At 72.8% G+C, this 22478-nt stretch carries 19 protein-coding genes; 17 read left to right on the top strand and 2 right to left on the bottom strand.

The features are described from left to right. The 12 genes from ACIPM1_RS13465 (at nt 1) to ACIPM1_RS13410 (ending at nt 14977) form a co-directional block, all read left to right on the top strand. On the top strand, nt 1-1287 hold the full coding sequence (locus ACIPM1_RS13465) for a dihydroorotase (protein ID WP_356185199.1): 1287 nt from the start codon (nt 1-3) through the stop codon (nt 1285-1287). Continuing rightward, nucleotides 1284-1865 carry a hypothetical protein gene (locus ACIPM1_RS13460; RefSeq protein ID WP_402433221.1) on the top strand — a complete coding sequence of 194 codons (582 nt, stop codon included), beginning with the start codon at nt 1284-1286 and terminating at the stop codon, nt 1863-1865. Before ACIPM1_RS13465 ends, ACIPM1_RS13460 begins: the two co-directional genes overlap by 4 nt. Further along, complete coding sequence (gene carA, locus ACIPM1_RS13455) at nt 1862-3007, top strand: glutamine-hydrolyzing carbamoyl-phosphate synthase small subunit (RefSeq protein ID WP_402433218.1); 1146 nt, start codon at nt 1862-1864, stop codon at nt 3005-3007. Before ACIPM1_RS13460 ends, carA begins: the two co-directional genes overlap by 4 nt. Continuing rightward, nucleotides 3000-6308, top strand: coding sequence for a carbamoyl-phosphate synthase large subunit (carB, locus tag ACIPM1_RS13450; RefSeq protein ID WP_402433214.1), 3309 nt, complete (start codon nt 3000-3002; stop codon nt 6306-6308). Before carA ends, carB begins: the two co-directional genes overlap by 8 nt. Nucleotides 6309-6387: 79 nt before the next feature. Continuing rightward, nucleotides 6388-7503, top strand: a complete 1116-nt coding sequence (locus tag ACIPM1_RS13445; protein WP_402433986.1) for a quinone-dependent dihydroorotate dehydrogenase — start codon at nt 6388-6390, stop codon at nt 7501-7503. Next, nucleotides 7500-8345: an orotidine-5'-phosphate decarboxylase gene (gene pyrF, locus ACIPM1_RS13440; RefSeq protein ID WP_402433211.1), complete on the top strand. Its 846-nt coding sequence runs from the start codon at nt 7500-7502 to the stop codon at nt 8343-8345. Before ACIPM1_RS13445 ends, pyrF begins: the two co-directional genes overlap by 4 nt. Nucleotides 8346-8633: 288 nt before the next feature. Beyond that, nucleotides 8634-8957 (top strand): integration host factor, encoded by a 324-nt coding sequence (locus ACIPM1_RS13435; RefSeq protein WP_003977346.1) that lies wholly within the window; start codon nt 8634-8636, stop codon nt 8955-8957. Between the two features lie 37 nt (nt 8958-8994). Further along, nucleotides 8995-9588, top strand: a complete 594-nt coding sequence (gmk, locus tag ACIPM1_RS13430; protein ID WP_356185186.1) for a guanylate kinase — start codon at nt 8995-8997, stop codon at nt 9586-9588. A gap of 50 nt (nt 9589-9638) precedes the next feature. Next, nucleotides 9639-9911, top strand: a complete 273-nt coding sequence (gene rpoZ, locus ACIPM1_RS13425) for a DNA-directed RNA polymerase subunit omega (RefSeq protein WP_003977348.1) — start codon at nt 9639-9641, stop codon at nt 9909-9911. Nucleotides 9912-10047: 136 nt separating this feature from the next. After that, nucleotides 10048-11250, top strand: a complete 1203-nt coding sequence (coaBC, locus tag ACIPM1_RS13420; RefSeq protein ID WP_402433208.1) for a bifunctional phosphopantothenoylcysteine decarboxylase/phosphopantothenate--cysteine ligase CoaBC — start codon at nt 10048-10050, stop codon at nt 11248-11250. A 235-nt stretch (nt 11251-11485) separates the two neighbouring features. Next, nucleotides 11486-12694 (top strand): methionine adenosyltransferase, encoded by a 1209-nt coding sequence (gene metK / locus ACIPM1_RS13415; RefSeq protein WP_402433205.1) that lies wholly within the window; start codon nt 11486-11488, stop codon nt 12692-12694. Nucleotides 12695-12829: 135 nt separating this feature from the next. Continuing rightward, nucleotides 12830-14977 carry a primosomal protein N' gene (locus tag ACIPM1_RS13410; RefSeq protein ID WP_402433202.1) on the top strand — a complete coding sequence of 716 codons (2148 nt, stop codon included), beginning with the start codon at nt 12830-12832 and terminating at the stop codon, nt 14975-14977. Between the two features lie 105 nt (nt 14978-15082). On the opposite strand, the gene ACIPM1_RS13405 is transcribed toward ACIPM1_RS13410, so the two are convergent. Next, nucleotides 15083-15625 (bottom strand): hypothetical protein, encoded by a 543-nt coding sequence (locus ACIPM1_RS13405; RefSeq protein WP_402433199.1) that lies wholly within the window; start codon nt 15623-15625, stop codon nt 15083-15085. Between the two features lie 279 nt (nt 15626-15904). Here ACIPM1_RS13405 and fmt point away from each other — a divergent pair, with 279 nt between their 5' ends. Then, entirely contained in the window at nt 15905-16837 is a 933-nt protein-coding gene (gene fmt / locus ACIPM1_RS13400; protein WP_402433196.1) for a methionyl-tRNA formyltransferase, read from the top strand. A 75-nt stretch (nt 16838-16912) separates the two neighbouring features. After that, nucleotides 16913-18328, top strand: a complete 1416-nt coding sequence (locus tag ACIPM1_RS13395) for an RsmB/NOP family class I SAM-dependent RNA methyltransferase (RefSeq protein WP_402433193.1) — start codon at nt 16913-16915, stop codon at nt 18326-18328. 7 nt (nt 18329-18335) lie between these two features. On the opposite strand, the gene ACIPM1_RS13390 is transcribed toward ACIPM1_RS13395, so the two are convergent. Next, nucleotides 18336-19907 carry an MFS transporter gene (locus ACIPM1_RS13390; protein ID WP_402433190.1) on the bottom strand — a complete coding sequence of 524 codons (1572 nt, stop codon included), beginning with the start codon at nt 19905-19907 and terminating at the stop codon, nt 18336-18338. 200 nt (nt 19908-20107) lie between these two features. Between ACIPM1_RS13390 and rpe the strand changes: the two genes are divergently transcribed. From rpe to ACIPM1_RS13375, 3 genes are all read left to right on the top strand, one after another. Next, entirely contained in the window at nt 20108-20794 is a 687-nt protein-coding gene (gene rpe, locus ACIPM1_RS13385) for a ribulose-phosphate 3-epimerase (protein WP_402433187.1), read from the top strand. Between the two features lie 78 nt (nt 20795-20872). Further along, entirely contained in the window at nt 20873-21916 is a 1044-nt protein-coding gene (locus tag ACIPM1_RS13380; protein WP_356185161.1) for a sugar-binding domain-containing protein, read from the top strand. A 109-nt stretch (nt 21917-22025) separates the two neighbouring features. Further along, nucleotides 22026-22394: a barstar family protein gene (locus tag ACIPM1_RS13375; protein WP_402433183.1), complete on the top strand. Its 369-nt coding sequence runs from the start codon at nt 22026-22028 to the stop codon at nt 22392-22394. Nucleotides 22395-22478: the final 84 nt, after the last annotated feature.

The following is a 22478-nucleotide window of genomic DNA, read 5'->3' as shown; positions in this document are numbered from 1 at the left end:
ATGAGCAAGATCCTGATCCGTGGTGCGAAGGTGCTCGGCGGCGACCCGCAGGACGTCCTGATCGACGGTGAGACGATCGCCGAGGTCGGAACCGGTCTGAGCGCCGAGGGCGCCGAGGTCGTCGAGGCGGACGGCAAGGTGCTCCTCCCCGGCCTGGTCGACCTGCACACCCACCTGCGCGAGCCCGGCCGCGAGGACTCCGAGACCGTCCTGACCGGTACCCGCGCGGCCGCCTCCGGCGGCTACACCGCCGTGTTCGCCATGGCCAACACCTTCCCGGTCGCCGACACCGCCGGCGTCGTCGAGCAGGTCTGGCGGCTGGGCCGCGAGCACGGCTACTGCGACGTGCAGCCCATCGGCGCCGTCACCGTCGGCCTGGAGGGCAGGAAGCTCGCCGAACTCGGCGCCATGCACGAGTCGGCCGCCGGGGTCACCGTCTTCTCCGACGACGGCAAGTGCGTCGACGACGCGGTGATCATGCGCCGGGCGCTGGAGTACGTGAAGGCCTTCGGCGGCGTCGTCGCCCAGCACGCGCAGGAGCCGCGGCTGACCGAGGGCGCCCAGATGAACGAGGGCGTCGTCTCCGCCGAACTGGGCCTCGGCGGCTGGCCCGCCGTCGCCGAGGAGTCGATCATCGCCCGCGACGTCCTGCTCGCCGAGCACGTCGGCTCCCGGGTCCACATCTGCCACCTGTCGACCGCCGGGTCCGTCGAGATCGTCCGCTGGGCCAAGTCCCGCGGCATCGACGTCACCGCCGAGGTCACCCCGCACCACCTGCTGCTCACCGACGAACTGGTGCGCACCTACGACCCGGTCTACAAGGTCAACCCGCCGCTGCGCACCGAGCGCGACGTGCACGCCCTGCGCGAGGCGCTCGCCGACGGCACGATCGACATCGTCGCCACCGACCACGCCCCGCACCCGCACGAGGACAAGGACTGCGAGTGGGCCGCGGCCGCCATGGGCATGGTCGGCCTGGAGACCGCCCTGTCGGTGGTCCAGGAGACCATGGTCGACACCGGCCTGCTGGACTGGGCGGGCGTCGCCGACCGCATGTCCTTCGAGCCCGCCCGGATCGGCCGGGCCGCCGGCCACGGCCGCCCCGTCTCGGCAGGTGAGCCCGCCAACCTCACGCTCGTCGACACGGCATACCGTGGGCGGGTGGACCCCGCGGGCTTCGCCTCGCGCAGCCGCAACACCCCGTACGAGGGACGCGAGCTGCCGGGCCGTGTCACCCACACGTGGCTCCGGGGCAAGGCCACGCTCGTCGACGGGAAGCTCACGTGACACCTGCACCTCTGCTCGCAGCCGGGCTCGCCGCCGAAAGGAAGTCGGCCGCGGTCACCGACTGGGCCGCACGGCTCGGCTGGCTCGTCGGTCTGGTCCTCTTCGTCGCCCTCGTCTACTGGCTGATGCGCGAGGGCTGGAAATGGCGCGGCACTCTCCAGGGCGACCTGCCGGAGCTGCCCAGCGCGCCGGAGGAGCCCGGCGAGGCCAGACTGACCATGAGCGGGCGCTACCACGGCTCCACCACCGCCGGTCAGTGGCTTGACCGCATCGTGGCGCGCGGCCTGGGCACCCGGAGCCGGGCCGAGCTCACGCTGACGGACGCGGGCCTGGACGTCGTACGCCCCGGGGCGACGGACTTCTTCGTCCCGGCGGAGCGGCTGCGCGGGGCCCGGCTCGACAAGGGCATCGCCGGCAAGGTCCTCACCGAGGGCGGCCTGCTGGTGGTGACCTGGGCGCACGGCGAGCGGCTGATCGACTCCGGGTTCCGCTCGGACCGCGCGGCCGAGCACACCGAGTGGGTCGCCGCACTCAACTCCATGACCGAGACGAACACCACGGAAGGCGCCGAACGATGACCACCTCCACCAGGGGAACCGGACAGAGGGTTCCCGCCGTACTCGTCCTGGAGGACGGCCGGGTCTTCCGCGGCCGTGCCTACGGGGCCGTGGGGGAGACGTTCGGCGAGGCCGTGTTCTCCACCGGCATGACCGGCTACCAGGAGACCCTCACCGACCCCTCGTACCACCGCCAGGTCGTCGTGATGACCGCCCCGCACGTCGGCAACACCGGCGTCAACGACGAGGACCCCGAGTCGCAGCGGATCTGGGTCTCCGGCTACGTCGTGCGCGACCCCGCGCGCGTGCCGTCCAACTGGCGCTCCGTGCGCTCCCTCGACGAGGAGCTCGCCGCGCAGAACGTGGTCGGCATCAGCGGCGTCGACACCCGCGCCCTCACCCGCCACCTGCGCGAGCGCGGCGCCATGCGCGTCGGCATCTTCAGCGGCGACGCGATCGCCGACGACGCCGCGCTGCTGGCCCGCGTCCGGCAGGCGCCCGAGATGGTGGGCGCCGACCTGTCCGCGGAGGTGGCCACCAAAGAGGCCTACGTCGTCCCCGCGATCGGCGAGAAGAAGTACACCGTCGCCGCGATCGACCTCGGCATCAAGGGCATGACCCCTCACCGCATGGCCGAACGCGGCATCGAGGTGCACGTGCTGCCCGCCACGGCCACGGTCGAGGACGTGTACGCGGTCGCCCCCGACGGCGTGTTCTTCTCCAACGGGCCGGGCGACCCGGCCACCGCCGACCACCCCGTCTCCGTCATGCGAGGTGTCCTGGAGCGCGGCACGCCGCTCTTCGGCATCTGCTTCGGCAACCAGATCCTGGGCCGCGCGCTGGGCTTCGGCACCTACAAGCTGAAGTACGGCCACCGCGGCATCAACCAGCCGGTGCAGGACCGTACGACCGGCAAGGTCGAGGTCACCGCGCACAACCACGGCTTCGCCGTCGACGCCCCGACCGACCGGGTCTCCGACACCCCCTTCGGCCGCGCCGAGGTCTCCCACGTCTGCCTGAACGACAACGTGGTGGAGGGCCTCCAGCTCCTCGACCGGCCGGCCTTCAGCGTCCAGTACCACCCCGAAGCGGCGGCGGGCCCGCACGACGCCGCCTACCTGTTCGACCGCTTCGTCTCCCTGATGGAGGGCCAGCGTGCCTAAGCGCACCGATATCCAGTCCGTCCTGGTCATCGGCTCCGGCCCGATCGTGATCGGCCAGGCCGCCGAGTTCGACTACTCCGGCACCCAGGCGTGCCGCGTCCTGCGGGCCGAGGGCCTGAGGGTCGTCCTGGTCAACTCCAACCCGGCGACGATCATGACCGACCCGGAGATCGCCGACGCCACCTACGTCGAGCCGATCACCCCGGACTTCGTCGAGAAGATCATCGCCAAGGAGCGCCCCGACGCCCTGCTGCCCACCCTGGGCGGCCAGACGGCCCTCAACACGGCGATCTCGCTGCACGAGAACGGCGTCCTGGAGAAGTACGGCGTCGAGCTGATCGGCGCCAACGTCGAGGCCATCCACAAGGGCGAGGACCGCGACCAGTTCAAGGAGGTCGTGGAGGCCGTCCGGCGCAAGATCGGTCACGGCGAGTCCGCCCGCTCCGTGATCTGCCACACCATGGACGAGGTGCTGGCCGGCGTCGACGAGCTCGGCGGCTACCCGGTCGTCGTCCGCCCGTCCTTCACCATGGGCGGCGCCGGCTCCGGCTTCGCCCACGACGAGGACGAGCTGCGCCGCATCGCCGGCCAGGGCCTGACGCTCTCCCCGACCACCGAGGTGCTCCTGGAGGAGTCCATCCTCGGCTGGAAGGAGTACGAGCTGGAGCTGATGCGCGACAAGCACGACAACGTCGTGGTCGTCTGCTCCATCGAGAACTTCGACCCGATGGGCGTGCACACCGGCGACTCGATCACCGTCGCCCCGGCGATGACGCTGACCGACCGCGAGTACCAGGTACTGCGCGACATCGGCATCGCGGTCATCCGCGAGGTCGGCGTCGACACCGGCGGCTGCAACATCCAGTTCGCGGTGAACCCCGAGGACGGCCGGGTCATCGTCATCGAGATGAACCCGCGGGTGTCGCGCTCCTCGGCTCTCGCGTCCAAGGCGACCGGCTTCCCGATCGCCAAGATCGCCGCCAAGCTCGCCGTCGGCTACACCCTCGACGAGATCCCGAACGACATCACGCGCGAGACCCCGGCCTCCTTCGAGCCGACCCTCGACTACGTGGTCGTGAAGGCCCCGCGTTTCGCCTTCGAGAAGTTCCCGCAGGCCGACTCCACGCTGACCACGACCATGAAGTCGGTCGGCGAGGCCATGGCCATCGGCCGCAACTTCACCGAGGCCTTCCAGAAGGCGATGCGCTCGCTGGAGAAGAAGGGCAGCCAGTTCACCTTCGTCGGCGAGGCCGGGGACAAGGACGAGCTGCTGCGCGAGGCCGTGCGCCCGACCGACGGCCGGATCAACACGGTCATGCGGGCCATCCGCGCCGGCGCCACCCCGGAGGAGGTCTTCGACTTCACGAAGATCGACCCGTGGTTCGTCGACCAGCTCTTCCTGATCAAGGAGATCGCGGACGAGCTGGCCGGGGCCCCCGAGCTCACCGCCGACCTGCTCGCCGAGGCCAAGCGGCACGGCTTCTCCGACCAGCAGATCGGCGAGATCCGCGGCCTGCGCGAGGACGTCGTCCGCGAGGTCCGGCACGCGCTCGGCATCCGCCCGGTCTACAAGACGGTCGACACCTGCGCCGCCGAGTTCGCCGCGCGGACGCCGTACTTCTACTCCTCCTACGACGAGGAGACGGAGGTCGCCTCCCGCGAGAAGCCCGCGGTGATCATCCTGGGCTCCGGCCCGAACCGCATCGGCCAGGGCATCGAGTTCGACTACTCCTGCGTCCACGCCTCCTTCGCGCTCTCCGACGCCGGGTACGAGACCGTGATGGTCAACTGCAACCCGGAGACCGTCTCCACCGACTACGACACCTCCGACCGGCTGTACTTCGAGCCGCTCACGCTGGAGGACGTGCTGGAGATCGTCCACGCGGAGCAGCAGGCCGGCCCGATCGCCGGCGTCGTGGTCCAGCTCGGCGGCCAGACCCCGCTGGGCCTCGCGCAGGCGCTCAAGGACAACGGGGTGCCGATCGTCGGCACGTCCCCCGAGGCGATCCACGCCGCCGAGGACCGCGGCGCCTTCGGCCGGGTCCTGGCGGAGGCGGGCCTGCCCGCCCCCAAGCACGGCACCGCCACCACCTTCGCCCAGGCCAAGGACATCGCCGACGAGATCGGCTACCCGGTCCTCGTGCGGCCGTCGTACGTCCTCGGCGGGCGCGGCATGGAGATCGTGTACGACGAGGCCCGCCTGGAGTCGTACATCGCCGAGTCGACCGAGATCAGCCCCTCGCGGCCCGTGCTCGTCGACCGGTTCCTCGACGACGCCATAGAGATCGACGTCGACGCGCTCTACGACGGCGAGGAGCTCTACCTCGGCGGCGTGATGGAGCACATCGAGGAGGCCGGCATCCACTCCGGCGACTCGGCGTGCGCGCTGCCGCCGATCACGCTCGGCGGGTTTGACATCAAGCGCCTGCGCGCCTCCACCGAGGGCATCGCCAAGGGCGTCGGCGTGCGCGGCCTGATCAACATCCAGTTCGCGCTGGCCGGCGACATCCTCTACGTCCTGGAGGCCAACCCGCGCGCCTCCCGCACCGTCCCCTTCACCTCGAAGGCGACCGCGGTGCCGCTGGCGAAGGCCGCCGCCCGGATCTCGCTGGGCGCCACCGTCGCCGAGCTGCGCGAGGAGGGCCTGCTGCCGAGGAACGGCGACGGCGGCACCATGCCGATGGACGCGCCGATCTCCGTCAAGGAGGCGGTCATGCCGTGGTCCCGCTTCCGGGACATCCAGGGGCGCGGCGTCGACACGGTCCTCGGCCCGGAGATGCGCTCCACCGGCGAGGTCATGGGCATCGACTCCGTCTTCGGCACGGCGTACGCCAAGTCGCAGGCGGGGGCGTACGGCCCGCTGCCCACCAAGGGCCGCGCCTTCATCTCGGTCGCCAACCGGGACAAGCGCTCGATGATCTTCCCGGCCCGCGAACTGGTCGCCCACGGCTTCGAGCTGCTCGCCACCTCCGGCACCGCCGAGGTCCTCAAGCGCAACGGCATCAACGCCACGGTCGTGCGCAAGCAGTCCGAGGGCACCGGCCCGAACGGAGAGCGGACCATCGTCCAGCTGATCCACGACGGCGAGGTCGACCTGATCGTCAACACCCCGTACGGCACCGGCGGCCGCCTCGACGGCTACGAGATCCGTACGGCGGCGGTGGCGCGCTCCGTGCCCTGCCTGACGACGGTCCAGGCGCTCGCCGCAGCGGTCCAGGGCATCGACGCCCTCAACCACGGCGACGTCGGCGTGCGCTCCCTCCAGGAACACGCGGAATTCCTGACCGCGGCCCGCGACTAGCAGCCCCGAGGGGGACACCGGAAACGGTGTCCCCCTCTTCATGAGTCCCCTTCATGAGGCTCTCCACGAGGACACCCACATGTACCAGCTCTTCTTCCGTTTGCTCTTCCGGCGGATGGACCCCGAAGCGGCCCACCACCTGGCCTTCGGCTGGATCCGCCTGGCCGCCCGGATCCCGGTGCTGCGCACGTTCGCCGCGGCCGTCCTGGCGCCCCGGTACAAGGAACTGCGCACCGAGGCCCTCGGGCTGCGGATGCACGGGCCGTTCGGGCTCGCCGCCGGCTTCGACAAGAACGCGGTCGGCATCGACAGCATGGCCATGCTCGGCTTCGACCACGTCGAGATCGGCACCGTGACCGGCGAGCCGCAGCCCGGCAACCCCAGGAAGCGGCTGTTCCGCCTGGTCGCGGACCGGGCGCTGATCAACCGCATGGGCTTCAACAACGAGGGCTCCCTCGCCGTCGCCGCGCGCCTGGCCTCGCGCACGCCCGTCTTCCGGACCGTCGTGGGCGTCAACATCGGCAAGACCAAGGTCGTCCCGGAGGAGGAGGCGGTCGGCGACTACGTGAAGTCGGCCGAGCGGCTGGCCCCGCACGCCGACTACCTGGTCGTCAACGTCTCCTCCCCGAACACGCCGGGCCTGCGCAACCTCCAGGCCACCGAGGCCCTGCGCCCGCTGCTGAGCGCGGTGCGCGAGGCCGCCGACCGCGTGGTGCCCGGCCGCAGGGTGCCGCTGCTGGTGAAGATCGCGCCCGACCTGGCCGACGAGGACGTCGACGCGGTCGCCGACCTCGCGGTGGAACTGGGCCTGGACGGCATCATCGCCACCAACACCACCATCGCGCGCGAGGGCCTCGGTCTGAGGTCCGACCCGGCGCTGGTGAAGGAGACCGGCGGTCTGTCCGGAGCGCCGCTGAAGGCGCGCTCCCTCCAGGTCCTGCGCCGTCTCTACGCGCGCGTGGGGGACCGCATCACGCTCGTCGGCGTGGGCGGCATCGAGGACGCCGAGGACGCCTGGCAGCGCATCCTGGCCGGCGCCACCCTGATCCAGGGCTACAGCGCCTTCGTCTACCAGGGGCCCTTCTGGGGCCGGGCCATCCACAAGGGGCTCGCCGCCCTCCTGCGCACCAGCCCGTACGCCACCCTCGCCGACGCGGTCGGCGCCGACGTCAGGAAGACGGAGAAGACGGCATGAGCCCGCTGGACCCCTTCGGCGCACGCCTGCGCCGCGCCATGGACGAACGCGGCCCGCTGTGCGTCGGCATCGACCCGCACGCCTCCCTGCTCACCGAGTGGGGACTGAACGACGACGTGGCCGGCCTGGAGCGGTTCAGCCGCACCGTGGTCGAGGCCCTGGCCGACCGGGTCGCCGTCCTGAAGCCGCAGATCGCCTTCTTCGAGCGCTTCGGCTCCCGGGGCCTGGCCGTCCTGGAGAAGTCGGTGGAGGAGGCGCGGGCGGCCGGCGCGCTGGTCCTGATGGACGCCAAGCGCGGCGACATCGGCTCCACCATGGCCGCCTACGCCGAGTCCTTCCTGCGCAAGGACGCCCCGCTGTTCTCCGACGCGCTGACCGTCTCGCCCTACCTCGGCTACGGTTCGCTGCGGCCCGCGGTCGAGCTGGCCCGGGAGAGCGGCACGGGCCTGTTCGTGCTGGCGCTGACCTCCAACCCGGAGGGCGGCGAGGTCCAGCACGCCGTGCGGTCCGACGGCCGGAGCGTGGGGGCGACGATGCTCGCCCACCTCGCCGCGGAGAACGCGGGGGAGGAGCCCCTGGGGTCCTTCGGCGCGGTCGTGGGCGCCACGCTCGGCGACCTGTCCTCGTACGACCTCGGCATCCACGGGCCGCTCCTCGCGCCCGGGATCGGCGCCCAGGGCGCCACCCCGGCCGATCTCCCGCGGGTGTTCGGGTCCGCGGTGCGCAACGTCGTGCCGAACGTCAGCCGAGGTGTTCTTCGTCACGGTCCCGACGTCGTCGCGCTGCGCGGCGCGGCGGAACGATTCGCGCAGGAGATCAGGGCCGCGGTGGCCACCGGCTGAGTCTCCGGGGAAGGGGCCGGGGGCCGCTCGAGTCTGGATACATGCTCAAATCCAGGGCAGTATGTCCTAAATGTCCGCCCTGACGGAGGCTGACCAGGACTTTTCCGCTGTTCTCGCTGACTCTGGCGGACTTGACCGCTAGTCTCCGTCGAGTGGGGGCGCCTCCCACGCCCTCCCAGGCAGTGGGGGAGAGCGGGCAAGCGTGTTGCTCGCGGCTCCCCAGGTGTGGGGCGACTAGGTTCCTCACCGGTCCGTATCCGACAGTTCGACATCCGAGGTGACGTAGGCGTGGCTCTTCCGCCCCTTACCCCTGAACAGCGCGCAGCCGCGCTCGAAAAGGCCGCCGCGGCTCGCCGGGAGCGGGCCGAGGTCAAGAATCGACTCAAGCACTCCGGCGCCTCGCTGCACGAGGTCATCAAGCAGGGCCAGGAAAACGACGTCATCGGCAAGATGAAGGTTTCCGCCCTGCTCGAGTCCCTGCCGGGCGTGGGCAAGGTCCGCGCCAAGCAGATCATGGAGCGGCTCGGCATCTCCGAGAGCCGCCGCGTGCGCGGCCTCGGTTCCAACCAGATCGCCTCCCTGGAGCGCGAGTTCGGCAGCACCGGATCCTGAGTCCCGGGCACCCCGGGATTGCTGGAATAATCGCTGCATGGCTGTAACACCCCGGGGGACGACCCCCGAGCCCCCGGACGCACGTCCGCGACTGACCGTGCTCTCCGGCCCCTCAGGGGTCGGCAAGAGCACGGTCGTCGCTCATATGCGCAAGAAGCACCCCGAGGTCTGGCTCTCGGTGTCGGCGACGACCCGCAAGCCCCGCCCCGGCGAGCAGCACGGAGTCCACTACTTCTTCGTCACCGACGACGAGATGGACAAGCTGATCGCCAACGGCGAGCTGCTGGAGTGGGCCGAGTTCGCCGGCAACCGCTACGGCACGCCGCGCGCCGCCGTGCTGGAGCACCTGGAGTCCGGGGTGCCGGTCCTCCTCGAGATCGACCTCCAGGGCGCGCGGCAGGTCCGCGAGTCCATGCCCGAGGGCCGGCTCGTGTTCCTGGCTCCCCCCTCCTGGGAGGAGCTGGTGCGCCGGCTCACCGGCCGGGGCACCGAGCCGCCCGAGGTGATCGAACGCCGCCTGGCGGCCGCGAAGATCGAGCTGGCGGCCGAGCCGGAGTTCGACGAGACCCTGGTCAACACCTCCGTCGAGGACGTGGCGCGCGAGCTGCTAGCCTTGATGGACGTTGTGTGATCGTGACGGTCGCACTGACTGATTCTTTCCCATCCATCGGAAGGTAGAGCGTGTCCTCTTCCATCTCCGCGCCCGAGGGCATCATCAACCCGCCGATCGACGAGCTCCTCGAGGCCACCGACTCGAAGTACAGCCTCGTGATCTACGCGGCCAAGCGGGCCCGCCAGATCAACGCGTACTACTCGCAGCTCGGCGAGGGCCTCCTGGAGTACGTCGGTCCGCTCGTCGACACGCACGTCCACGAGAAGCCGCTCTCCATCGCCCTGCGCGAGATCAACGCGGGTCTGCTGACGTCCGAGGCCATCGAGGGCCCGGCGCAGTAGGTCGTGTGCGGATGGTCGTATCCGCAGACCGCAGCGGTTTTGTCCACAGGCCCGGCAGCGCGACTGCCGGGCCTGTGGTGTGTCATAGACCCGTGCGCCCGTCCCTGGCGCACGCGAGCCGAGTCCGGGAGAGACGGTGGACAAGCCCAAGGTCGTTCTGGGGGTCAGCGGCGGCATCGCCGCCTACAAGGCCTGTGAGCTGCTGCGCAGACTCACGGAGTCGGGCCACGACGTCCGCGTGGTCCCCACGGCCTCCGCGCTCCACTTCGTCGGCGCCGCCACCTGGTCGGCACTGTCGGGCAACCCCGTCTCCACCGAGGTCTGGGACGACGTGCACGAGGTGCCGCACGTCCGCATCGGGCAGCACGCCGACCTGGTCGTCGTCGCCCCGGCCACGGCCGACATGCTGGCGAAGGCGGCCCACGGCCTCGCGGACGACCTGCTGACCAACACCCTGCTCACCGCCCGCTGCCCGGTGGTCTTCGCCCCGGCCATGCACACCGAGATGTGGGAGCACCCGGCCACCCAGGAGAACGTGGCGACCCTGCGCGGCCGGGGCGCCGTCGTCGTCGAGCCGGCCGTCGGCCGGCTGACGGGCGTCGACACCGGCAAGGGCCGGCTGCCCGACCCGGCCGAGATCTTCGAGGTCTGCCGCCGGGTCCTCGCCCGCGGGGTCACCGAGCCCGACCTGAAGGGGCGGCACGTCGTGGTCAGCGCCGGCGGCACCCGCGAACCCCTCGACCCCGTCCGCTTCCTCGGCAACCGCTCCTCCGGCAAGCAGGGCTACGCCCTGGCGCGGACCGCGGCGGCCCGGGGCGCCCGCGTCACCCTGATCGCCGCGAACACCGGCCTGCCGGACCCGGCGGGCGTCGACGTCGTCCAGGTGGGGACGGCCGTACAGATGCGCGAGGCGGTGCTGAAGGCGGCCGCCGACGCCGACGCGGTGGTCATGGCCGCCGCGGTCGCGGACTTCCGTCCCGTGGCGTACGCGGCCGGGAAGATCAAGAAGAAGGACGACCAGGAACCGGAACCCATCGCTCTGGTGCGGAATCCGGACATCCTCGCGGAGGTGTCGGCCGACCGGGCGCGGCCCGGACAGGTGATCGTGGGCTTCGCCGCGGAGACCGACGACGTCCTCGCCAACGGGCGGACGAAACTGGCACGCAAGGGCTGCGACCTGCTCGTGGTGAACGAGGTGGGCGAGCGCAAGACCTTCGGCTCGGAGGAGAACGAGGCCGTGGTGCTGGCTGCCGACGGCGCCGAGACCCCGGTGCCGTACGGGCCGAAGGAGGCCCTGGCCGAAACCGTGTGGGACCTGGTGACGGCCCGGCTCGGCTGAATGTTTCATTCGTCTCGACGATCGCTCGAGCCCGGACTTCGGTGCGTGGCGACTCTGGCCAAGCCCACCGGGCATTGGGCAGAATGCCCGTGCCGCAGGTCACAGCGTTCCCGAGAGACGAGACGGGTAGGCCGGTGGCGGAGAGCGACCGATAAACTGTTCTCGGACGACCGGGCGCAGCCCCGCGCCGTCCGCCCATGATCAGCCAGCAGCCGCTGCAACCCCAGGGAGCGTTGTGTCCCGTCGCCTGTTCACCTCGGAGTCCGTGACCGAAGGTCACCCCGACAAGATCGCTGACCAGATCAGCGACACCATCCTCGACGCGCTTCTGCGGGAGGACCCGACCTCCCGGGTCGCCGTGGAGACGCTGATCACCACCGGCCTGGTGCACGTGGCCGGCGAGGTCACGACCAAGGCCTACGCGGACATCGCGACCCTGGTCCGCAACAAGGTCCTCGAGATCGGCTACGACTCCTCCAAGAAGGGCTTCGACGGCGCCTCCTGCGGCGTGTCGGTGTCGATCGGCTCGCAGTCCCCGGACATCGCGCAGGGCGTCGACACCGCCTACGAGTCCCGGGTCGAGGGCGACGACGACGAGCTGGACCGGCAGGGCGCGGGCGACCAGGGCCTGATGTTCGGGTACGCGACGGACGAGACGCCGACGCTGATGCCGCTGCCGATCTTCCTGGCGCACCGCCTGTCGAAGCGGCTGTCGGACGTGCGCAAGAACGGCACGATCCCCTACCTGCGCCCGGACGGCAAGACGCAGGTCACCATCGAGTACGACGGCGACAAGGCGGTCCGCCTGGACACCGTCGTGGTCTCCTCGCAGCACGCGTCCGACATCGACCTGGAGTCCCTGCTGGCCCCCGACATCCGCGAGTTCGTCGTGGAGGCGGAGCTGAAGGCGCTCCTGGAGGACGGCATCAAGCTGGACACCGAGGGCTACCGTCTGCTGGTGAACCCGACCGGCCGTTTCGAGATCGGCGGCCCGATGGGTGACGCCGGCCTGACCGGCCGCAAGATCATCATCGACACCTACGGCGGCATGGCCCGGCACGGCGGCGGCGCCTTCTCCGGCAAGGACCCGTCCAAGGTGGACCGCTCGGCGGCGTACGCGATGCGCTGGGTCGCGAAGAACGTCGTGGCGGCGGGTCTGGCCGCCCGCTGCGAGGTCCAGGTCGCCTACGCGATCGGCAAGGCCGAGCCGGTGGGCCTGTTCGTGGAGACCTTCGGCACCAACAAGGTCGAGACCGAGAAGATCGAGAAGGCGATCGAGGAGGTCTTCGACCTCCGTCCGGCCGCCATCATCCGCGCCCTGGACCTGCTGCGCCCGATCTACGCCGAGACCGCGGCCTACGGGCACTTCGGCCGTGAGCTGCCGGACTTCACCTGGGAGCGCACCGACCGCGTGGACGCCCTGCGCGCAGCGGTGGGCGTCTAGTCGCCGTTCTCACCCCGGGGGCCGCGGTGCCCAGGGGTGCGTGAGAGGCACACGAGGCCCGGTTCCCTTCGGGGGCCGGGCCTCGGCCCTGTCCGGCGCCCCCGGTTGTCGGTCCCGTTTGGTAAGAATGCAAGCGTGAGCAGCGAGAACGGGCCGGGTGACGGCGAGGCCGGTCAGGCCCCGCCGGAGCAGCTTGCGCTCATCCGGGAGAGCGTGCGCAAGGCCAAGGAGCCCCGCGCCAAGCCCCGTACCTGGCGCGGCGCCGCGCTCGCCGGGGAGCTGCCCGTGGCCCGGGTGCTGGTCGACAAGGGCGTGCTCCACCTCGACCGCTCCTTCGACTACGCCGTGCCCGCGGAGCTGGACGCCGACGCACAGCCCGGCGTGCGGGTGCGCGTGCGGTTCGGGGCCGGACGGCACCGGGTCCGGGACGGGCGACGCGAGGGCGGCGGCCTCATCGACGGGTTCCTGATCGAGCGGCGCGCCGAGTCCGACTACTCCGGCCCCCTCGCCGCCCTCGCCCAGGTCGTCTCGCCCGAGCCCGTGCTCGGCCCGGAGCTGCTGGGCCTGGCGCGCGCCGTCGCCGACCGGTACGCGGGCAGCCTCGCCGACGTGCTGCAGCTCGCCGTGCCGCCGCGCAGCGCGCGCGCCGAGCGGCGGCCCTCGCCCGCCCCGCTGCCGCCCCCCGCCGCGCCCGAGCCGGGCCCCTGGGCGCTCTACGAGCGGGGAGCCGCGTTCCTGGCGGCGCTGGCCGCGGGCGGCACGCCGCGCGCGGTGTGGAACGCGCTGCCCGGCCCCCAGTGGAGCGATGAGCTGGCCCGGGCCGTCGCCGCGACCCTCGCCTCCGGGCGCGGCGCACTGGTCGTCGTACCGGACGGGAGGGCCGCCGCCCGGGTGGACGCCGCGCTGACCGCCCTGCTGGGCGAGGGCCTGCATGTACTGCTCACCGCCGACGCGGGGCCCGAGAAGCGGTACCGCCAGTGGCTCGCGGTCTCCCGGGGCTCCGTCCGGGCCGTCGTCGGGACCCGGGCGGCCATGTTCGCGCCGGTGCGCGACCTCGGGCTCGTCGCGCTCTGGGACGACGGGGACGACAGCCACAGCGAGCAGCACGCGCCGCAGCCGCACGCCCGCGAGGTGCTGCTGCTGCGCGCGGCGCAGGACAAGTGCGCTTTTCTGCTGGGTGGTTGGAGCTGCACCGTGGAGGCCGCGCAGCTGGTGGAGAGCGGCTGGGCCCGGCCCGTCGTGGCCGCGCGGGAGCAGGTGCGGCGGGCCGCCCCGCTCGTCCGGACCGTGGGGGACGGGGACCTCGCTCGCGACGAGGCCGCCCGGGCCGCCCGGCTTCCCTCGCTCGCCTGGCAGGCGGCCCGGGAGGGGCTGCGGCACGGGCCCGTCCTGGTGCAGGTGCCCCGGCGGGGGTACGTGCCGCGGATGGCCTGCGCGCAGTGCCGCGCGCCCGCGCGCTGCCGGCACTGCGCGGGCCCCCTGCAGGGGCAGGACGCCGGAGTGCCGCGCTGCGACTGGTGCGGGCGCGAGGAGCCGGCCTGGCACTGTCCGGAGTGCGGCTCCTTCCGGCTGCGGGCCCAGGTCGTCGGGGCCCGGCGGACCGCGGAGGAGCTGGGGCGCGCCTTCCCCGCCGTACCGGTACGGACGTCGGGACGCGAGCACGTGCTCGACACGGTGCCGGGGACGCCCGCGCTGGTGGTGAGCACCCCCGGCGCCGAACCGGTCGCCGAGGGCGGCTACGCGGCGGCCCTGCTGCTGGACGGCTGGGCCATGCTCGGCCGACCCGACCTGCGCTCCGGCGAGGACGCGCTGCGGCGGTGGATCGGCGCCGCCGCGCTCGTCCGGCCGCAGGAGGCGGGCGGGACCGTGGTCGTCGTCGCCGAGCCGACGCTGCGGCCGGTGCAGGCGCTGGTGCGCTGGGACCCCGTGGGGCACGCGGTGCGGGAGCTGGCCGAGCGGGCCGAACTGGGTTTCCCGCCGGTCTCCCGGATGGCGGCCGTGTCGGGCCCGCCGGAGGCGGTCGCGGAGTTCCTCCGCGCGGCCCGGCTGCCTCCCGAGGCCGAGGTGCTCGGTCCCGTGCCGTTCCCGGTCACACCGCCCGGGCGGCCCCGCCGGTCGGGGGAGCCGCCGCCCGGCGAGCACTGGGACCGGGCGCTGGTCCGGGTGCCGCCCGGCAGCGGAGCCGCGCTGGCCGCCGCACTGAAGGCCGCACAGGCGGCCCGGACGGCACGCGGCGGCGCCGACGCCGTCCGGGTGCGTATCGATCCGCCGGACATCGGGTGACCCGCCCTGCTTCGGGGGCGGCGTGCCCGGCTCCCGGTCCCGGGCCCGCGGGGCCGGAGACACCGCCGCCCTCCCGGACGTCCCGGGAGGGCGAGGCGGGGGTGGTCAGCCGTGGCGGGGGCCGGGAAAGGGCGTCGGCCGGACGTCCTCGCGCAGGGACGAGCTGCCCGCCGTCGGCTGGGTCGGCATGGAGCGCGCCGCGGGGACCGTCGGCACCGCGGGGATCGAGCCGCCGACGTTGACGGCGTGGTTGTTCGTCGGCTCCGGGGCCCGCTCGGTCTCGGCGGCCGCCTGGGCCGCGGCGCGGCGCGCGCCGTAACGGCGGTGGACGGCCTGCTTGGTGACGCCGAGGGCCGAGCCCACGGCGTCCCACGAGAAGCCCAGCGAGCGGTCGAAGTCCACGGCGGCCGTGACCAGGGTCTCGACACTGTCCCGCAGCTCCTGCGCGAGACGGACCGTCGGGGCGGGGGCGCGTCCGTAGACGACGAAGCCCGTGGAGGGACCGGAGCGGCGCGGGCGGTAGACGTTCCCCAGCTGGGCGGTGAGCGTGCGCAGTGCGTCCACCTGCCGGCGGACCCGCTCGATGTCCCGCACCAGCAGGTGCAGGCTGGCCCGGGCCTGGGCGTCGTGGGTTGCGTGGTCGGCCATGAAGAAGCCTCTCGAACCGGCGTTGAAGGGAACCGGGCCGCGCGGGCGGCCGGTTGTGGTCAACTCTTTCTTGACCAACGCGCCCGCCCTCCGCTGGTCACGCTCTGGGGCGTAAGAGCATCCGCGTACGCCCCCGGGGAGGGGCGTGCGCTGCGGGGTGACCCGTCGCCGGACGTCCCCGGCCGCCGACGGCCGTCGTCCGTCGGCGGCGCCGCGGCCATGGCCATAGACTGGTGCGCTGCCCGCCGTCCACCCCGCCCGAGAGGCCCAACTCCGCCCATGAAGCTCGTCTTCGCCGGTACCCCCGAGGTCGCCGTTCCCGCTCTGGACGCCCTGATCGCCTCCGGGCGGCACGAGGTGGCCGCCGTCGTCACGCGGCCCGACGCGCCGGCCGGCCGCGGGCGCAGGCTGGTCGCGAGCCCCGTCGCCGAGCGGGCGGAGGAGGCCGGCATCGAGGTGCTCAAGCCCGTCAAGCCGCGCGACCCCGACTTCCTGGCGCGGCTCGCGGAGATCGCCCCGGACTGCTGCCCCGTCGTCGCCTACGGCGCCCTGCTGCCCCGGGCCGCCCTCGACATCCCGGCGCACGGCTGGGTCAACCTGCACTTCTCGCTGCTGCCCGCCTGGCGCGGCGCCGCGCCCGTGCAGCACGCCGTCATGGCCGGGGACGAGATCACCGGTGCCTCGACCTTCCTCATCGAGGAGGGCCTCGACTCCGGACCGGTCTACGGCACCATCACCGAGGAGGTCCGCCCCACCGACACCAGCGGCGACCTGCTCACCCGGCTCGCCTTCGCGGGCGCCGGGCTGCTCGCCGCGACCATGGACGGCATCGAGGACGGCACGCTGAAGGCCGTACCGCAGCCGGCCGAGGGCGTCACCCTCGCGCCGAAGATCACGGTCGAGGACGCCCGGGTCGAGTGGACGACCCCGGCCCTGCGCGTCGACCGCGTGGTGCGCGGCTGCACCCCGGCCCCCGGCGCCTGGACCACGTTCCGCGGCGAGCGGCTCAAGCTGATGCACGTCGTCCCCGTCCCCGAGCGGACGGACCTCGCCCCCGGCGTCCTGTCCGTCGGCAAGAACAACGTGTACGCGGGCACCGGCTCCTACGCGGTCGAACTGCTGTGGGTGCAGGCCCAGGGCAAGAAGCCGATGCGGGCCGCGGACTGGGCGCGCGGGGTGCGCATCGCGGACGGCGAGACCCTCGGGGGGTGACGCCCGGCGCGGGGCGCGCGGAGCGGGACGTAGGGTAGGTGCACAGCGCACCCAGACTTCCGGAGCACCTTTTTCGTGAGCGACACCCGTCGGCCCCGCAAGCCCGCCAAGCCGTACCGCCGTCCCCAGAAGGACCCCGTCCGCGTCCTCGCCTTCGAGGCGCTGCGCGCCGTGGACGAGCGGGACGCGTACGCCAACCTCGTCCTGCCGCCGCTGCTGCGCAAGGCGCGGGAGAAGGGCGACTTCGACGGCCGGGACGCGGCGCTCGCGACCGAGCTGGTGTACGGCACGCTGCGCCGGCAGGGGACGTACGACGCGATCCTCGCGTCCTGCGTCGACCGGCCGCTGCGCGAGGTCGACCCGCCGGTGCTCGACGTGCTCAGCCTGGGCGCCCACCAGCTCCTCGGGACGCGGATCCCCTCGCACGCGGCCGTGTCCGCCACCGTCGAGCTGGCCCGGGTCGTGCTCGGCGACGGACGCGCCAAGTTCGTCAACGCGGTGCTGCGCAAGGTCGCCCGGCAGGACCTCGACGCGTGGCTGGAGGAGGTCGCGCCGCCCTACGACGAGGACCCCGAGGACCACCTCGCCGTCGTGCACTCCCACCCCCGCTGGGTCGTCTCCGCCCTGTGGGACTCGCTGGGCGGTCCGCGCGCCGGGATCGAGGACCTGCTGGAGGCCGACAACGAGCGGCCCGAGGTCACCCTGGTCGCCCGGCCGGGCCGCGCCACCGCCGACGAACTGCTGCGCGAGGACGCCGCGGTTCCGGGACGCTGGTCCCCGTACGCCGTGCGCCTCACCGAGGGCGGCGAGCCGGGGGCCGTGGACGCCGTCCGGGAGGGCCGCGCGGGAGTACAGGACGAGGGCAGCCAGCTGGTCGCCCTCGCCCTGGCCGACGCCCCGCTGGAGGGACCGGACGAGAAGTGGCTCGACGGCTGCGCCGGGCCAGGCGGCAAGGCGGCCCTGCTGGCCGCGCTCGCCGCCGAGCGCGGCGCGACGCTGCTCGCCTCGGAGAAGCAGCCCCACCGGGCCGGGCTGGTGGCCAAGGCGCTCGCCGGCAACCCCGGGCCGTACCAGGTGATCGCCGCGGACGGGACCCGGCCGGCCTGGCGGCCCGGCAGTTTCGACCGGGTGCTCGTGGACGTGCCGTGCACCGGGCTCGGCGCGCTGCGCCGGCGGCCCGAGGCGCGGTGGCGGCGCCGTCCGGAGGACCTGGACGGCTTCGCCCCGCTCCAGCGCGGGCTGCTGCGCACCGCCCTGGAGTCCGTGCGCGTCGGCGGAGTCGTCGGCTACGCCACCTGCTCGCCCCACCTCGCCGAGACCCGTGCCGTGGTCACCGACGTGCTCAAGCAGTTCCCCGGCGCCGAACTGATCGACGCCCGGCCCCTGCTGCCGGGCGTCCCCGCCCTCGGGGACGGACCGGACGTCCAGCTGTGGCCGCACCTGCACGGCACCGACGCGATGTACCTGGCCCTCGTCCGCCGGACCGCCTGACCGGCGCTCAGCCCCCGGACTCCGGCGCGGTCTCCCGCCTCCGCCGCCTCAGCCGCCAGCCGCCCGGCATCACGTAGTGGGCGACCAGCGCCAGCCCGAACGGCAGGAAGCTGACGGTCAGCATGGTGAGCCGCAGCCCGTAGCTGAAGTCCAGCCCGAGGTTCAGCCCGGCCGACTGCCGGAGCAGGTTCGGGTCGTACACGGCGGTGCCCGGGGGGCTCACCGCCAACTGGCTGCGCACCGCGTTCACGGCCTGCTCCGCCTGGGACTCGGAGAGCCCGCGCGTACGGGCGTCCGCCAGCCACTCGCGCTGGAAGAAGAAGTTCAGCAGCAACAGGTAGACGGTGGGCCCGAACGCGTTGCCGGTCATGGAGGCGGCCGACTGCACGGAGGACACCGTGCCGGTGTGACCGGAGGGCGCGTGCGAGAGGACCGTCTCGGACGCCGAGGTCGAGGTGATCGTGACGCCGAGGTTGCACAGCCAGGTGGCCAGCAGAAGCAGCCACAGCGCCATCTGGGGGCCGGCGGAGCCCGCCATCACCAGGCCACTGGCCAGCAGCGTCAGCAGGCCGGTCACCATCACCGGTCGCGGCGTGTGCTTGCCCATCAGGCGCCCGGCGAGGACCGCGGTCCCGGCGATCAGCCCGGTGCCGGGCAGGAACAGCAGACCGATGGTCTCCGGCGGCAGCGCCAGCACCACGCCGCCGAACTGCCCCAGGGAGAAGCTGAATCCGGCGCCCAGGAAGTTCAGCGTGAGGGCGGCCGCCAGGGCCAGGTTGAACGCGGGGACCCGGAACAGCGCCAGATCCACGGCGGGTTCGGGGGCACGGCGCTCGTGGAGCACGAAGAGCACGGCGGCGAGCACGGTGACGAGCAGGGGCACCCAGGTCTCGGGCCGGGCGAAACCGTTCTGTGCCGAGGACATGCCGACGACGAGGGACAGCAGGGCCACACCGACCAGCAGGACGGCGATCACGTCGAGCGGGCGCCGTTCGTGGGCGGGCGGCTCGGGGACGCGGCGGGCGGTCAGCCAGAACGAGCACAGGCACAGCAGCGGGGAGATCAGGAATAGCGACCGCCAGCCGACGCCCTCCACCAGCCAGCCCGCGATCGCGGGGGTCAGCCCGACCACGAACATCTCGATGGCCATGAACACGCCGAGGGCGGCGGGACGCTTCTCCGACGGCACCGAAGCCTTCAGCAGGGCCATGGAGACACCCAGCAGCGCGGTCAGACCCACGCCGTCCAGGAAGCGCATCGCCAGCAGGAAGCGGTAGCCGGAGGAGAGCGTCGAGAGCAGATTGGCGATCGTGACGATCACCAGCCCCACCATCAGCAGCCGCTTGAGCCCGAACGCGTCGCCCACGCCGCCCGCCGCGAGGACGGCGGAGGCCACCACCAGCGTCGCCGCGCCGCCCAGCAGCCCGACCAGGTCCTGCGGCACGTGGAGGGCCCGGCTCACCTCGGCCAGGTTCAGGCTGAGCAGCAGCGGGTCGAGGACCGTGACCGTGAAGGCCAGGGAGAGCCCGAGGACGATGGGCAGATTGCTTCCTCTGGTCTCTGACCGGGCCCTCGGCACCGCAACACCTCCCGTGGTCCCCCCGCGGGTCGTCTGCCGGTCGACGATAGAACGGCCGTCCCACGACGGTGCGCTTTTCCGGCCCGACGCGCACGCGGCGACCGGCGTTCGAGGCGGCCGGTGCGCCGCCGACCGGCCCCCGCGCGCCTCAGCGGGGTACCGGGGCGAACAACCGTGCCCGGGCATGGCAGTCTTGGGTCATGGCCGTGCAGATCAACCCCAGCATCCTGTCCGCCGACTTCGCGCGCCTCGCCGACGAGGCGAAGGCGGTCGACGGTGCCGACTGGCTCCATGTGGACGTCATGGACAACCACTTCGTCCCGAACCTGACCCTCGGCGTGCCGATCGTGGAGTCCCTGGCCCGGGCGACGGACACCCCGCTGGACTGCCACCTGATGATCGAGGACGCGGACCGCTGGGCCCCGCAGTACGTCGAAGCCGGCGCCTCCTCGGTCACCTTCCACGTCGAGGCGGCCGCCGCCCCCGTCCGGCTCGCGCGCGAGATCCGCGCCAAGGGCGCCCGGGCCTCGATGGCGCTCAAGCCCGCCACGCCCATCGAGCCGTACGAGGACCTGCTTCCCGAGCTCGACATGCTGCTGATCATGACGGTGGAGCCGGGCTTCGGCGGTCAGGCGTTCCTCGACATCATGCTGCCGAAGATCCGCCGCACCCGTGAGCTGATCAGCAAGCACGGTCTCGAACTGTGGCTCCAGGTCGACGGCGGCGTCTCGGCCTCTACGATCGAACAGTGCGCGGACGCCGGCGCGGACGTGTTCGTCGCCGGCTCGGCGGTGTACGGGGCCAAGGACCCCTCGGACGCGGTACGTGCACTGCGCACCCAGGCGGAAAAGGCCGTCGCCCGGGCGTCGTGGGCGTGCGACCACTGAGCCACAGGTACGTGAACGGCTCCCATCAGGGCTGATCGAGTGCGCCGGATCTGCGAGGATGAACGGCGAATCCAGAGTGTGAACAGCAGTGAGGAGATCGCCGTGTCGGGTATGTCGGCGGGCCGGTCAGCCATGCGGATGGGACCCGCTGAGCTGGTGCAGGCGGCGGCCATGGCCCGCCGCTTCTACCTCGAGGGCAAGTCCAAGATCCAGATCGCGGAGGAGTTCGGCGTCAGCCGCTTCAAGGTGGCCCGGGTTCTGGAGACCGCTCTCGAACGGGATCTCGTGCGTATCGAGATCCGTGTCCCGGCCGAGCTGGACGCCGAGCGCTCCGACGCGCTCCGCGCCCGCTACGGCCTCAGGCACGCCGTCGTGGTGGAGTCCCCGGCCGAGGCCGAGGAGACGCCCGACCCGGAGAACCTCGGCGAGGTCGCCGCGGACCTGCTCGGCGAGCTGGTCGACGAGGGGGACGTCCTCGGTCTGGCCTGGGGTCGGTCCACCATCCACATGGCCGCGGCCCTCGACCGGCTGCCGCCGTGCACGGTGGTGCAGCTGACGGGCGTGTACGACGCGGGGACCTCCGAGCGCGGCTCGGTGGAGGCCGTGCGCCGCGCCGCGCAGGTGTCCGGCGGCGACGCCCACCCCATCTACGCGCCGATGCTGCTGCCGGACGCGGCCACCGCGGCGGCGCTGCGCCACCAGACGGGCATCGCGCGGGCCTTCGAGTACTTCGACAAGGTCACGGTCGCCTGCGTGTCCATCGGCTCCTGGGAGCCGGGCATCTCGACGGTGCACGACATGCTCAGCGAGGAGGAGCGCGCCCACTACGCCTCCCTCGGCGTCGCGGCCGAGATGGCGGCGCACCTCTTCGACACCGAGGGCCGCCGGGTCGGCCGCGACCTGGGGGAGCGGTGCATCACGGTAAAGGCCGACCAGTTGCGCCGTATCCCGGAGGTCGTCGCGATCGCGGGCGGTCAGCGCAAGGCGGCGGCGATCGACGCCGTGCTGCGGTCCGGGCTGGTCACCAGCCTGGTCACGGACACCTCGGCCGCGGACTACCTGATGACGGCGGGCCCCACGCCGAAGCCGGCCCTGAACCGGGCGGACCCCGACGGCGTCTGACGGCCGCCGGACGCCTCCAGCGACCCGTCGTCCGGGGGACGGGCCGCGGCAGCAGCGTGCCGCCGCGGCCCGTCCCCGTCGGTCCCCTCTCCTCCCGGGCGGTGCTGAGATGACGGAAGACCCGGCGGGCCGGCACCCGGTCGTGCTGGACCTGGACGGCGTCACGGACAAGGCGGGGCTGATGGACCGGTGCGTCCGCGCCCTCGCGCTGCCGGACTGGTTCGGGCGGAACTGGGACGCGCTCGCCGACAGCCTCTCCGACCCCTCGGTGTGGCCCGGTGCGGCGGCGGGCCGGGGCCTCCTCGTGGCCGTACGGGGCTGGCAGCCGTACGCGAAGGCCCGCCCGCAGGAGTGGGAGACCGCACGGGAGGTGTTCTCCCAGGCCATGGGCACGACGCCCGCGCTCCGTGTGGCGCTCGCCCCTGGACGTTCCTCCGAAGGGCCCGCTGACCAGCCTGGATGTTTCGACCGGGGATGACGATCCGGACTCCATGGGACAATGAAGTACGTGCTCTTCCCCCCTGGCTGACCTGTCGGGGGGCCGCCTTGAGATCGACTGGGA

It is taken from the genome of Streptomyces sp. NPDC086766, from assembly GCF_044746005.1.
Classification (GTDB): Bacteria; Actinomycetota; Actinomycetes; order Streptomycetales; family Streptomycetaceae; genus Streptomyces.
The sequence above is the reverse complement of the archived record's forward strand: the minus strand, read 5'-3'. Positions and strand labels throughout refer to the sequence as shown.

Bases quoted from the DNA above. Each gene is read 5' to 3' on its own strand.
- pyrF (WP_402433211.1), top strand. From the start codon at position 7,500: ATGAGCCCGCTGGACCCCTTCGGCGCACGCCTGCGCCGCGCCATGGAC.
- ACIPM1_RS13375 (WP_402433183.1), top strand. From the start codon at position 22,026: ATGACGGAAGACCCGGCGGGCCGGCACCCGGTCGTGCTGGACCTGGAC.
- ACIPM1_RS13445 (WP_402433986.1), top strand. From the start codon at position 6,388: ATGTACCAGCTCTTCTTCCGTTTGCTCTTCCGGCGGATGGACCCCGAA.
- fmt (WP_402433196.1), top strand. From the start codon at position 15,905: ATGAAGCTCGTCTTCGCCGGTACCCCCGAGGTCGCCGTTCCCGCTCTG.
- rpe (WP_402433187.1), top strand. From the start codon at position 20,108: ATGGCCGTGCAGATCAACCCCAGCATCCTGTCCGCCGACTTCGCGCGC.
- ACIPM1_RS13465 (WP_356185199.1), top strand. From the start codon at position 1: ATGAGCAAGATCCTGATCCGTGGTGCGAAGGTGCTCGGCGGCGACCCG.
- ACIPM1_RS13405 (WP_402433199.1), bottom strand. From the start codon at position 15,625: ATGGCCGACCACGCAACCCACGACGCCCAGGCCCGGGCCAGCCTGCAC.
- carA (WP_402433218.1), top strand. From the start codon at position 1,862: ATGACCACCTCCACCAGGGGAACCGGACAGAGGGTTCCCGCCGTACTC.
- gmk (WP_356185186.1), top strand. From the start codon at position 8,995: ATGGCTGTAACACCCCGGGGGACGACCCCCGAGCCCCCGGACGCACGT.